The sequence below is a fragment of the Rahnella sp. BCC 1045 genome (assembly GCF_019049615.1).
GTDB classification, from domain to species: Bacteria; Pseudomonadota; Gammaproteobacteria; order Enterobacterales; family Enterobacteriaceae; genus Rahnella; species Rahnella contaminans.
Genome location: NZ_JAFMOZ010000106.1, coordinates 1 through 12739, shown reverse-complemented (window position 1 = coordinate 12739; position 12739 = coordinate 1). Strand labels below are relative to the sequence as shown.

Annotated in this window: 13 protein-coding genes; 11 read left to right on the top strand and 2 right to left on the bottom strand. The window is 56.0% G+C overall.

Annotated elements, in window-relative coordinates; translation table 11 throughout:
* Position 1: 1 nt before the first annotated feature.
* Positions 2 to 1588 (bottom strand): gamma-glutamyltransferase family protein, encoded by a 1587-nt coding sequence (locus J1782_RS05540; RefSeq protein ID WP_217152616.1) that lies wholly within the window; start codon positions 1586 to 1588, stop codon positions 2 to 4.
* A 191-nt stretch (positions 1589 to 1779) separates the two neighbouring features.
* Between J1782_RS05540 and J1782_RS05535 the strand changes: the two genes are divergently transcribed.
* From J1782_RS05535 to uraH, 9 genes are all read left to right on the top strand, one after another.
* Positions 1780 to 2619 carry a MurR/RpiR family transcriptional regulator gene (locus J1782_RS05535; RefSeq protein WP_217152615.1) on the top strand — a complete coding sequence of 280 codons (840 nt, stop codon included), beginning with the start codon at positions 1780 to 1782 and terminating at the stop codon, positions 2617 to 2619.
* Positions 2620 to 2877: 258 nt separating this feature from the next.
* The gene (locus tag J1782_RS05530; RefSeq protein ID WP_152324668.1) at positions 2878 to 3669 is read left to right on the top strand and encodes a transporter substrate-binding domain-containing protein; all 792 of its coding nucleotides are present in this window, start codon (positions 2878 to 2880) and stop codon (positions 3667 to 3669) included.
* A gap of 24 nt (positions 3670 to 3693) precedes the next feature.
* Positions 3694 to 4359 carry an amino acid ABC transporter permease gene (locus J1782_RS05525; protein WP_165058604.1) on the top strand — a complete coding sequence of 222 codons (666 nt, stop codon included), beginning with the start codon at positions 3694 to 3696 and terminating at the stop codon, positions 4357 to 4359.
* Positions 4360 to 4361: 2 nt separating this feature from the next.
* Positions 4362 to 5012: an amino acid ABC transporter permease gene (locus J1782_RS05520; RefSeq protein WP_191996181.1), complete on the top strand. Its 651-nt coding sequence runs from the start codon at positions 4362 to 4364 to the stop codon at positions 5010 to 5012.
* Positions 5012 to 5764, top strand: a complete 753-nt coding sequence (locus J1782_RS05515; protein ID WP_095923152.1) for an amino acid ABC transporter ATP-binding protein — start codon at positions 5012 to 5014, stop codon at positions 5762 to 5764. The genes J1782_RS05520 and J1782_RS05515 overlap by 1 nt, the downstream gene beginning before the upstream one ends.
* An 18-nt stretch (positions 5765 to 5782) precedes the next feature.
* On the top strand, positions 5783 to 7021 hold the full coding sequence (locus tag J1782_RS05510; RefSeq protein ID WP_217152614.1) for an alanine--glyoxylate aminotransferase family protein: 1239 nt from the start codon (positions 5783 to 5785) through the stop codon (positions 7019 to 7021).
* Entirely contained in the window at positions 7021 to 8295 is a 1275-nt protein-coding gene (gene hpxK, locus J1782_RS05505) for an allantoate amidohydrolase (RefSeq protein ID WP_217152613.1), read from the top strand. The genes J1782_RS05510 and hpxK overlap by 1 nt, the downstream gene beginning before the upstream one ends.
* Positions 8292 to 8789, top strand: coding sequence for a 2-oxo-4-hydroxy-4-carboxy-5-ureidoimidazoline decarboxylase (gene uraD / locus J1782_RS05500; RefSeq protein ID WP_152324664.1), 498 nt, complete (start codon positions 8292 to 8294; stop codon positions 8787 to 8789). The genes hpxK and uraD overlap by 4 nt, the downstream gene beginning before the upstream one ends.
* Positions 8786 to 9121 (top strand): hydroxyisourate hydrolase, encoded by a 336-nt coding sequence (uraH, locus tag J1782_RS05495; RefSeq protein WP_165058596.1) that lies wholly within the window; start codon positions 8786 to 8788, stop codon positions 9119 to 9121. The genes uraD and uraH overlap by 4 nt, the downstream gene beginning before the upstream one ends.
* Positions 9122 to 9134: 13 nt before the next feature.
* Here uraH and J1782_RS05490 read toward each other — a convergent pair whose 3' ends face one another.
* Positions 9135 to 10403, bottom strand: a complete 1269-nt coding sequence (locus tag J1782_RS05490; RefSeq protein WP_217152612.1) for a gamma-glutamyl-gamma-aminobutyrate hydrolase family protein — start codon at positions 10401 to 10403, stop codon at positions 9135 to 9137.
* A gap of 212 nt (positions 10404 to 10615) precedes the next feature.
* Here J1782_RS05490 and J1782_RS05485 point away from each other — a divergent pair, with 212 nt between their 5' ends.
* The gene (locus J1782_RS05485) at positions 10616 to 11122 is read left to right on the top strand and encodes a DUF1993 family protein (protein WP_165058592.1); all 507 of its coding nucleotides are present in this window, start codon (positions 10616 to 10618) and stop codon (positions 11120 to 11122) included.
* 297 nt (positions 11123 to 11419) lie between these two features.
* Complete coding sequence (locus tag J1782_RS05480; protein ID WP_165058590.1) at positions 11420 to 12694, top strand: nucleoside deaminase; 1275 nt, start codon at positions 11420 to 11422, stop codon at positions 12692 to 12694.
* Positions 12695 to 12739: the final 45 nt, after the last annotated feature.

Genomic DNA, 12739 nt, shown 5'->3' with positions numbered 1-12739 from the left:
TTTAAAAACCGGCCGCGCTGCCGTTGCTGCGCGGGTCGGAAGCGCCTTCAAACATGCCGTTGGTGTGGCGGACAATGGCTCCGGCATGGCCGACGGCTTCACTGAAATCCGGCAACAGTTCGACATCGTGACCGCGCTGTCTCAGTCCGGCCTGCGTCGGATAGGCGAAACGGCCTTCCAGTTTCAGGGAGTCCGAGCTTTCCCCCCATGTACGACCCAGCAGCCAGCGCGGCCCGCTGATCGCCTGCTGCAAGGATTGTCCCTGCACCACATGGCGGATAAACACCGCAGCCTGCGTTTGCGGCTGACCGTCGCCGCCCATCGAACCGTAAACCATGGTGCGCCCGTCGTATAAACGTGCGGCGGCAGGGTTAAGGGTATGAAACGGTTGTTTACCCGGCGCCAGTGCCAGTAAATGGCTGGCATCGAGGCTGAATGAGGCGCCACGGTTTTGCCACAGCACGCCACTCTGGGGCAGAACGACGCCACTGCCGAACTCATGATAGATGCTCTGAATAAACGATACCGCCAGCCCGCTGCTGTCCATCACGCCCATCCAGACGGTATCGCCCGGACCTTTACCTTTGCCCCAGCCGGCGGCGCTGTGCGGTTTGATGCGGGTGGCGAGGGCGTCGAGATACTGCGGATCCAGCAGGCTTTGCGCGTCCTGCGTCATCATGCGCGGATCGGTGATATAGCGGTCGCGCAGGCCGAACGCCAGCTTGGTGGCTTCGACAATGCTGTGTATCGTCGCGCTTTCATCCATGGTTTCGAGCGGCAGACGGTCAGTCAGACCGAGGATCGCGAGTGAAACTAACCCCTGCGTCGGCGGTGTCAGGTTGTATATTTCGCCTTTGCTGTGTTTGAGACGCAGCGGCACGCAGCGCCGGGGCTTGTAAGCGGCCAGATCGGCACGGGTGACCGGCATGCCGAGCCTTTCCATGTCGGCGGCCATATTGTCGGCCAGTTCACCGCGATAGAAACTGTTCAGCCCGTCTTCGCACAGCATGGATAACGTCTGTGCCAGCTGCGGCTGGGTGAAGCGGTTACCGGCGCGCGGCACTTCGCCGTTCGGCATAAAAACGTCGGCAAACGCGGGGAAGTCTTTCAGCTCATGTTGCTTGGCACGGGTGGCAGCTTCCTGAGAAGCCGTTACCGGAATGCCATCAGCGGCGTAACGGATGGCATCGCGCAGCAGGCGTGAAAGGGGTTTTTGATCGCCACCAAATTCAGCCGACACATTCAGCGCTTCCTGCCAGCCGCCGACCGTGCCTGCGACCGTCAGTGCCGCTTTCGGCCCACGGTGCGGAATATGCGATTCCCCGGTGTAGAAATCGAGAGAGGCCAGCGAGCCGGCGGCACCGCTGGCGTCTATCGCCACCGGATTGCCCTGCGGCGGCACAATCAGCCAGAAACCGTCGCCGCCCAGTCCGTTCATGTGCGGATAGACCACCGCAATTGTTGCGGCTGCGGCCACCATCGCCTCGATGGCATTACCGCCTTCCCTCAGTACCGCAAGCGCACTCTGGCTTGCCAGATGATGAGGTGTGACCGCCATGCCCAGCGGCGCGCTGTTACTGTTAATCATGCGATGTCCTTTTTTGAGACGCTTTTTTTATGCTGCCCGCGCTTGCAGGGTTGTGGGCGCGTAGGGATAGAATTAAGCAAGAGGTGTTCCACATCGGCAGAGTCTTGCGTTTTTCACGCTAATTTCTATTGCACTGGCAAGCATAGTGCATGGTATGTTCCGATGAAACATTGGTTACAAAAGGGCCAGAGATGAAACAGATTGATGAGCGTCTGCGTGACCATTACGCAGAACTGACACCGCAGGAACAGCGGGTGGCCGACTTTATTTTTGCCAGCATCGACGACCTGATGAGTTACAACAGCGCAGAGCTGGCGCGGCTCAGCGGCGTGTCGAAAGCCACGGTCAGCCGCCTGTTCAAACGTCTCGGTTACCCGAGCTATCGTGATATGCGCGATGAAATGCGCACCCTGCGCCAGAGCGGAATGCCGCTGACTGACAGCCGTGACGCGGTGCAAGGTAACACCTTGTTATCACGGCACTATAAGCAGGAAATGGCGAATCTTACGCAGTGGATTAACCAGATTGATAGCGCTCAGTTTGGTGCGCTGATTTCAGCGCTGAGTCAGGCGCGACAGGTGCGCCTGCTGGGCTTTCGCAACAGTTATCCGGTGGCATTGCATCTGCGCCAGCAACTGATTCAGGTGCGGGCAGGTGTAATGATGATGCCGCAACCGGGGCAGACGCTGGCGGAAGAACTGGTGGATCTCACCGCGCAGGACGTGGTGATTTTCGTGGCCTTCCGCCGCAGGCCGCGCATGGCGAAGGAAATACTGACGCAGTTACAGTCAGCTGGCGTACCGGTGCTGCTGATTTGCGAGCCTCAGGCGCAGACGCTGACCCCGCTCGCCACCTGGCATCTGGCCGCGCCGCTCGACAGCGTTTCGGCGTTTGACAGCTACTCTTCTGCCATGAGTCTGGCGAATTTACTCAGCAATGCGTTGTTGCACGATATGCTCGCGTCAGGCCGTCAGCGTATTCATCAGATAAGCGATATGTATAACGCGCTGGATGAGCTGGAGCAGCGCTGATTCCCGTTTACAGAACAAACTGAGCGCTTTTCTGGTGCTTTCGCACAATTTTAGTGCGTATGTGTTTTCATAGACTCCCATTTTTTGCCCTGATTCAGGGCAAAAAAACCACTTCTGATCCCGCCAGCATTTTTATAATCCCTTGTCATACCGTGACTTTGCGCACATTTTTTCTGCGGCGTTGCTTTTGGCACATTCGTTGCAAAGTTTTAAATATAAGAATCTATCGTTCCAAAAACTTTTCACCGGAGATAATCTATGAACATGAATAAACGGCTGTTGGCTTGGGCAGGTGCGGCAATGCTGGTGCTTCAGGCATCCGGCGTGATGGCCGATCAGTTGCAGGATATTCAGAAGCGCGGCGTGCTGCGCGTGGCCGTACCGCAGGATTTCCCGCCGTTTGGTTCGGTGAGCAAGGATTTGCAGCCGGAAGGTTATGACATCGACATGGCGCAGTATCTGGCCGATAAGATGAAACTTAAGTTGCAACTTGTTCCGGTCACCAGCGCCAACCGCGTGCCTTATCTGCAAACGGATAAAGTCGATCTGGTCATTTCCAGCCTCGGCAAAAATGCTGAGCGCGAAAAAGTGATCGACTTCAGCAACGCTTACGCACCGTTTTTCCTCGGCGTGTTTGGCGCGCAGGGGGACAAACTGGCGGATCTGAAAGAACTGTCCGGTAAAACCATCGGCGTGACCCGCGGGGCGGTGGAAGATCTGGCGCTGACCGATGTGGCACCAAAAGACGCCAAAATACAGCGTTACGAAGACAACAACACTACGCTGTCGGCCTACCTTTCAGGTCAGGTGGAATACATCGCCACCGGTAATCTGGTGGTGGCGGCCGTAGCCCGCATGAACCCGGCCAAAGCCCCGGTTTCGAAAGTGATGCTGAAAGACTCGCCGTGTTACGTCGGTCTGCGTAAAGATGAACCGGCGCTGAAAGACAAAGTGAATGAACTGATCGCCGAAGGCATTAAAGATAAGACGCTGAACACGCTGTCTGAAAAATGGATGAAGGCACCGCTGCCGGCTTCCATCGGCGCGTGATCAGGGCTTTGACGGAGATCTTTCATGACCTATCAGCTTAACTTTAGCGCGCTGTGGCCTTACATGCCGGAACTGCTGGCCGGATTATGGACCACCATTGAGCTGACGGTACTGGCGACGGTTGGCGGTGTCGCAATAGGAATTTGCGGCGCAGCCATCCGCTGCGGCAACCATAAAATTCTGCGGACCGTCTGGGGCATGTATGTCGAAGCCATCCGTAATACGCCGTTTGTTGTGCAGTTATTTTTCATCGTCTTTGGCCTGCCTGCCATCGGCCTGAAGATGACCGCCGGTGAAGCGGCGTTGCTGGCGATGCTGATTAACCTCGGGGCTTACAGCACCGAAATTATCCGCGCCGGTATTCAGGTGACGCCGAAAGGCCAGTGGGAAGCCGGACGCGTGCTGGGATTAACCCGCAGCCAGACATTCCTGCGCATCGTGCTGCCACCGTCGCTGAAACGTATTTATCCGTCGCTGGTCAGCCAGTGCATTATCGTGATGCTCGGATCTTCCGTGGTATCGCAGGTGTCCTATGAAGAATTGACGTTTGCGGCGAACTTAATTCAGTCGCGCACTTTCCTCAGTTTTGAAGTGTATCTGGTCACCACGTTATTTTATTTGTTGTTATCGGTTGCGATGCGTCAGCTGTTGCTGCTGGCCGGACGCCGGGTCTTTGGGAGTGAAAACTGATGATGACTTTCACCGACTGGGACATTGTGCGCAATCTCCTGCTGGCGGCCCGCTGGACCTTGCTGCTGTCGCTGACCGCATTTATTGGCGGTACGCTGGTGACCTTGCCGCTGCTGTTGCTGCGCCTGACTAAACGCCGCTGGCCGACGCGTTTTGTGCGTCTTTATTCCGAATTATTTCAGGGTACCCCGCTGCTGATGCAGCTGTTCCTGGCGTTTTTCGGGCTTGGCCTGTTTGGTATCAACGTCAGTCCGTGGACGGCTGCCGCGCTGGCGCTCACGCTCTACACCAGCGCCTATCTGGTGGATATCTGGAGTGGCAGTATTGCCGCGTTACCGAAGGGCCAGTGGGAAGCGTCGCGCTGTCTGGGTCTGAATTTCGGCCAAACGTTATGGCGTGTTATCACCCCGCAGGCGCTGCGGATTGCCATCGCGCCAACCGTCGGGTTTTCCGTGCAGGTGGTGAAAGGCACCGCGCTGGCCTCAATTATCGGTTTTGTCGAGCTGACCAAAGCCGGAACCATGCTCAACAACGTGACGTATGAGCCGTTCAAAGTGTTCGGATTAGTGGCGCTGGGCTACTTCCTGATGTGCTATCCGCTGTCGCGTTACAGCCAGCATTTAGAAAAATCATTGCGTGGAGAGAAACAGTAATGCCACTGATCACCATCAATCAGGTTCAGAAGTTTTACGGTCAGAACCACGTGCTGAAAGGCGTGGATCTGGATATCGACAGCGGCGAAGTGATTTCGATTATCGGCCGCAGCGGTTCAGGGAAAAGCACGCTGTTGCGCTGCATGAACGGGCTGGAAGGCTATCAGGAAGGCAGTATCAAACTGGGCGGAATGACCATCACCGACCGCGATTCTCAGGCGCGCGATATCAGCCGTTCCGTCGGCATGGTGTTCCAGAGCTTTAATCTGTTCCCGCATATGACTGCGCTGGAAAACGTCATGCTGGCGCCGCGCCGCGTGCTGAAAAAGTCCGCCGCCGAATGCCGGGAACTGGCCGCGCAGATGCTGGCGAAAGTCGGACTGGCAGATCGCATGGATTATTACCCGTCGAATCTTTCCGGCGGCCAGCAGCAACGTGTGGCCATTGCACGCGCGCTGGCGATGAACCCGAAAGTGCTGCTGTGTGATGAAATTACCTCGGCACTGGATCCGGAATTAGTCGGCGAAGTATTGAAAGTGCTCGAGCAACTGGCGAAAGAAGGCATGACGCTGGTGCTGGTGACGCATGAAATGAATTTTGCCCGTGAAGTGGGCGACCGCGTGGTGTTTATGCATCAGGGCACCGTGTGGGAACAGGGCGAAAGCCGCGCGCTGTTTGCTAATCCGCAAACTCCCGAGTTAAGACAGTTTATCGCATCCGTACGCGGCCTGAATGAGGCTGCTGCAAGCTAACATTGTAAAGGATTAACTATGTCAGATTTCATCTCTCCCGGACAAATCAACCCGCCAACCCGTCTGCTGATGGGGCCGGGGCCAATCAACGCCGATCCGCGCGTGCTGCGGGCGATGGCGAGCCAGCTGGTCGGGCAATATGACCCGGTGATGACCGGCTACATGAACGAAGTGATGGCGCTGTACCGCGCGCTGTATAAAACCGAAAACCCGTGGACCTTACTGATCGACGGCACTTCACGCGCCGGTATCGAAGCCGTGCTGCTTTCCGGTATTCGTCCGGGCGACAAAGTGCTGGTGCCGGTGTTTGGCCGTTTCGGACATCTGCTGTGTGAAATCGCCCGCCGGTGCCGCGCCGAAGTGCATACGATTGAAGCGCCGTGGGGTGAAGTGTTTGACCCGCAGCAAATCGAAGATGCGATTAAATCAGTAAAACCGCGCTGGCTGCTGACCGTGCAGGGCGACACGTCCACCACCATGCTCCAGCCGCTGGAACAACTGGGTGAAATCTGCCGCCGTCACGGCGTACTGTTCTACTCCGATGCGACGGCGTCGTTTGGCGGTAACCCGCTGGAAACCGACGCGTGGGGGTTAGACGCGGTGTCTGCCGGTTTGCAGAAATGCCTCGGCGGCCCGTCCGGCAGCTCGCCGGTCACCATCAGTCCGCGCTTTGAAGAACAAATCCGCCGCCGTAAATGTGTCGAAGAAGGGATCCGCACCGCCGATCACGCCGACGGCGATGAAGAGATGATCTACTCCAACTATTTCGATCTGGGCATGATCATGGATTACTGGGGCCCGGAGCGTCTGAATCACCATACCGAAGCCACCAGCATGCTGTTTGCCGCCCGCGAGTGCGCGCGCATCATTCTGGAAGAAGGGCTTGATAACGGCATCGCCCGCCACAAACTGCACGGCGGCGCGCTGCTGGCGGGGATTCAGGGGATGGGGCTGGAAGTGTTCGGTGACCTTAACAACCGCATGAACAACGTGCTCGGCGTGGTTATTCCGCAGGGCATCCACGGCGAACAGGTGCGCCAGATGATGCTTAACGATTTCAGCATTGAAATCGGCACGTCATTTGGTCCGCTGGCCGGGAAAATCTGGCGTATCGGCACCATGGGTTATAACGCGCGTAAAGACTGTGTGTTGCAAACGCTGGTGGCGCTGGAAGCGGTGCTTCATCGTCTGGGATTTGCGTCGAAATACGGCGCAGGGGCGCAGGCTGCCTGGGATCATTACGCAGGAGGTCAGTAATGGCAGAAGCCTTTACGCTGGCTGCGGTTTCCGAAAGCGCCAAACTGGCTGCTGAGCGGGTGATGGCGCGCTGCGACGCACTCGCCGCCATCAGCGAAACACCGGGACAGCTGACCCGCGTCTATCTTTCCGCCGAACATTTACAGGCCAACCGTCTGGTGGGCGAGTGGATGGAAGCGGCCGGTATGCGCGTCTGGCAGGACAGCGTGGGTAATATTTGCGGACGTTATGAAGGGCGTGATCCGTCGGAGCCCGCCATCCTGCTCGGTTCGCATCTCGACAGCGTGCGTAACGCGGGAAAATATGACGGTCCGCTCGGCGTGCTGACGGCGCTGGAAGTTGTGGCACATTTGCATCAGAACGCCATCCGTTTGCCGATGGCGGTGGAAGTTGTCGGCTTCTGCGACGAAGAAGGCACGCGCTTTGGCATCACGCTGCTGGGCAGTCGCGGGCTGACCGGCACATGGCCCGCTGACTGGCTGGAACGTGAGGACGCGCAGGGTATTTCGGTGGCGCAGGCCATGCAGAATGCCGGGCTGGACCCGCTGAAAATCGGCGCGTCACAGCGTGCGGTCAGCGATTTCTGCGCGTATCTGGAATTGCACATTGAGCAGGGGCCGTGCCTGCAATCGGCAAATGTACCGCTGGGTGTGGTGACGGCGATTAACGGTGCGCGACGTCTTAATTGCGAATTTACCGGTCACGCCGGTCATGCCGGAACTGTGCCGATGGGGCAACGTCAGGACGCCCTGACCGCCGCCGCGGAATGGACGCTGGCGATTGAAAACATCACCACGGCCACAGGCCGCAATCTGGTGGCGACAGTAGGCACACTGGAATGCCTGCCGGGCGCGGTGAACGTCATTCCGGGGCAGGTGAAACTGTCTTTGGATGTGCGCGGTCCGCGCGATGATGATCTCTCTGCGCTGCTGGAAACGCTGCTGACGAAAGGCCGGGATATCGCCACACGGCGCGGGCTGACGTTTGCCGCCGAACAGTTTTACGGCATCAGCGCGACAGAGTGCGACGAAAGTTTGCAGCACCGCCTGAGCCAGAGCGTTTTGCATTTACAGGGGCAGGTGATGTCGCTGCCAAGCGGCGCCGGGCATGACGCGATTGCTATCGCCGGATGCTGGCCGGTCGGCATGTTGTTTGTGCGCTGCAAGGACGGCATCAGCCATCATCCTGATGAATCTGTTACTACCGGCGATGTGGCGTATGCGGTGCAGGCGTATATCAATACGGTGCTGAGTTTCGACGGAGGCCATCTGTGACGCCTGAGGAATTTAATGCGCTGTCTGAATTTGAAGCCGTGGCGCTGTTACGCCCGCTGGTGAATATTCCTGCCTGGGCGAAAACGGTCAGCGACGGGCGGCCTTATTCATCTGTTGAAGACGTGCTGCAAGCTGCCGGATCCGCCTGCGAAAACTGGCGGCCTGAAGATATTGCTCAGGCACTGTCAGCGCATCCGCGTATCGGCGAACGGGCGAACGGCAACGGTAAAGAAGCGCAGCTTTCCCGTGGCGAACAGGCGACGCTCGATATCAGCCAGCAGTCTGTTATTGATGCGCTGTATGACGGCAATCAGCGTTACGAACAGCGCTTCGGGCGGGTATTTCTGATCCGTGCCAGAGGGCGCAGTTCAGAAGAAATTCTTGATAACTTGCAAAGACGTCTGAAGAATTCGCCGGATGCAGAAGATCACGAAACGGCGCAACAACTCAAAGAAATTACCCTGCTGCGTTTAAAGGAGATATTCCAGCCATGACACGCATTACCACACATATTCTTGATACGTCTCTGGGCCAGCCCGCGGCTGACGTGCGCGTCTGGCTGGAAAGCCTCGACGGGCAGAAAATCACGCGTATCAGCGAAACCCAAACCGACGCCGACGGGCGCGCCGCGAAATTAACGCCGGAACCGGTGGCGTCCGGGCATTACCGTTTGTGTGCCGACATAGGCGCCTATTTCAAAGCAACCGGTCGCGAGACGCTTTACCACACGGCGATCGTTGATGTGATGATCGACGGTGAGCAGGATCATTACCATCTGCCGCTGCTGATCAGTCCGTATTCTTATTCAACGTATCGCGGCAGTTAGATCTTAGTGTTATTCAGCCCATCAGCAGGTGCGGATGCTTTAACCGCACGCTTTGGGTCAGCGCCGCGTGGCTGACATCCCGGTCACGATTGCCCTGGCGCACCTGTTGCAGGAACGCCATCAGCAACGGATTCGGGCGCTCGCGGCGCGACATCAGTTCCGGTTGTCCCTGAACACCCATAAAGAACGGATGATTATTGAGTTCCACCGCCTGCGCCTGTAGCCCGCTTTCGTCATAACCTGAAATCAGTAATCCCGAACTTTCCAGTTCCGCCAGTAACTGCGGATTCAGATAGCGGCGCTGGTTGTAACGCAGCGTAAATTCCTCACCCATTTTATTCGCCAGCAGACTGCCGCTGCGGGTGACGACCGGATGATTTCCCAGACGCGGCTGCGCGTGCTCGGCGAGCGGCAGCCCGGTTTGCAAACTGCCCAGCATGGACGGGCCGTGCATCACCACGCTGTCCTGCCCGAGTATTTTCTGACCCAGCGCCGTCACCATCTGATGCATACCCTGATTGATGCCCAGCACCGGCGTTGCGTTATCCAGTGCCCAGCGGGCGGTCGCCAGCGGGCTGGCCTGGTGATCGCCCGGCGTTAATGTTGCCCCCGGTAAAATAATGCCATCGACGTCGAAAAGCGTGCAGTCGAGCTGGCTGCCCATTAACCCCGCTGTCACATACACTACGTCAATGTTCATTGCCAGTGCATCGGCGGCGTCTCCCAGTGCAGCGAGCATCGCCGGATAGCTGTCGCGCTGCTCACAAAAATCGCCAACTATCGCCACGCGCAGGGTCTTTCCGGCGCGCATTACCGGCTGTGAAACCGAGCCGAGCGCCCAGCGGCCAAACGCATCGCGTCCCCAGCCGTTACTGCGAATTTTACCGGTATCGCAGTCTTCGAGTTGAAATTTATCCTGATTGCGGACCACGTTTAATGACTCAACGCCGATGCCGTGTCCGGCGATTTCGGCAGCCACCGCCGGGGATAACGGTTCGCGCAGCGGCACCACGACATCCTCCTTAAGTGCCCGATAAATCAGTGATTCCAGACCAGACTCTTCACCCGCACCGCGCCCGGTCAGGCGCTCCAGCCAGACCAGCCCGCTGGTCAGTGCGTGTCCCTGCGCCGTGACGTGCTGACGGGCATTCGGATAACGTTGTGCATCATGACTGACGGGAAAGTGACACAGCGGCAAAGCGCGTAATTCAGCAAGTATCGCTGCCATCGCGCCGTACAACGCAGGTTCGGGCGTGGAGTGTGCAATAAAGGTGATGGTCATCAGGTATCCTCTGTCAGATGTTTTTTGCGGGAGTATTGAATGCAAGAAGCGATCCACCCCGGCCTGCGTTTACATGCTTTGACAAAAAGGGCGCGGTAAGTCGCAAATGCGAATTTAAGCCGCCACGGACTACTACAAAACGCCACGCTGTTTAGACCATAACGCGCTAATGTATCGCCGGTTGTTCTAACCCCATTCATTAAGGAAGCATCATGTCAGCATCTCTGTATGGCAGTACGGCGGCACAGTTTGTTCGTGGTTTAAAGAATCTTTCAGCATTGCTGGAGAAGGGCGCGGCATGGGCAAAGGAAAACGGAAAATCGGAAGAAGAAGTGCTGAATACCCGTCTTGCCGATGATATGTATCCGCTGGCGCGTCAGGTGCAAATCACCAGCGATATGTCAAAAGGCGCGATCGCCCGTCTGTCCGGTGTGGCAGCACCGGCGATGGAAGACAATGAAGTGACGTTTGCCCAGTTGCAGGAACGTATTGCCAAAACCCTGCGTTTTATCGAAAGCGTGGATGTCGCGAAACTGGAAGGCGATGAATCCCGTGAGATCGTGGTGAAAGGTAAAAATCATGAACTGAAATTCACCGCGCACAGCTACGTCACCACATTTGCGGTACCGAACTTCTACTTCCACGTCACCACCGCCTACAACATTCTGCGCCATCTGGGCGTGAATATCGGCAAGTTTGATTTTATCGGGCAGGTTTAAGTCCGGTTTTATTTAATTACCTGAATCGCTAATTAAATATCCGCCCTGAAATATATAATTCAGGGCGGTATTGTGAAATGTATATTCATCAAAATTATAACAAAATTAATTCCTCTCTGAATATATTCAGATTTATAAAATAAACCCGGTGCCATCGCTGGCACAACACCTTCCGTTTCTTTAATACAGATGAATTTGTCACGATGCAGTCTCTTTAATTCCGGCGTGTTTATAAAATCACGTTTCGCGAATTACTGAATCTTAATCAATACACTTAATCTAACGGAAGGAATTAATATGTGTAATTGCAACTGTGATTCATTAAAAGCCACAGCGGTTAAAGCGGGCGAAACGTATGTGACCGTCGAAGCGGCGGCCACTGCTGCGGCAGAACAGGCGCTGGTGGCCTATTGCCAGAATACATTCAGCGTCGGCGGTGTCATGCTCGATGCCAGCGGTAATGTGCTGAATGCGATTAATAATAACGTGGTTAAAAATAATATGACCAGTGATCCGACGGCTCATGGTGAACGTCAGTTAATTGACTGGTATTACGCGCAAATTGAAGCAGGCGAGGAAATGCCGCCACCGTCTGATATTACCATCGTGACGTCGCTGGATCCGTGCTGCATGTGTACCGGTTCGATTATTACCGGCGGGTTTAACGTTATTTCTGCCGCTTTCGATACTTATTCAGGTATTAACTGGGATACGCAGGCGGATTTCCCGACGCTTTCGCCTGAGCTGGCTCAGGTGGCAAAAAATACTTTCAGCTATCCGGCAGTTAACGGGAATAACTGTTTCACCCGCGACGCCAGTTCAGCGCCGGTGCCGGCTTTCTTCGCCGACGCCGTTATGGATGTTCAGACGGTAGCACTGTGCGAAACGGCTTTTGACGCCACGCTGACACAGGTTAAAGCCAGCATCAACACGGATTTAACGCCGGATCAGCTGAAAGATATCAAAGATTTGCCTGCCGGTGATCCGGTTGTGGTGGCATTAAAAGCCCTTTACCCGGATGCGCTCAGCTACACCGCGCCATCCCGCGGTCAGCCGGATGAAGGGCTGGCACCTTATCTGATTGCAGCGGCAAATCAGGATATTGCACAGGGCGGCACAGGAAATGCCGTGGCGTTTCTCGATTATTACGGCAACCTGCTGATGTGTTTGTCGGGTAACGAAAAAGCCTCGCTGATTCAGACGGCGTTTTTACTGGTCACCCGTAATTATGCGCAGCTGCGTTATAACCTGCGAAGCAGCCTGAGTGACGATGAAGTGTTGCCTTATCTCGCTCACCCTAAATACGGCACATTTGTATTTGCGCATGGTCCGGATGAGTCTTCGCACAGCCTGATTGAACTCGGTGCCTACGGTTCCACCATGGAAGGGGCCTTGCCGCCGGATAATATGAATTCATTCCAGTATGGTGTGCCGACGATTGCACAGGCCGATCTGGATGCCTATTGCCAGAAATTGCCACCGTTATACAGTTCGGAGATCCAGGTTCATCCGCAGCAGGTGACGAACTCTGATCTGATCAACGCACTGATCGCCGGTTTGCCGAAACCGTAATTTTTTTAATCATCATCAATAATTAAAAGCCCACCCGCTGTAAAT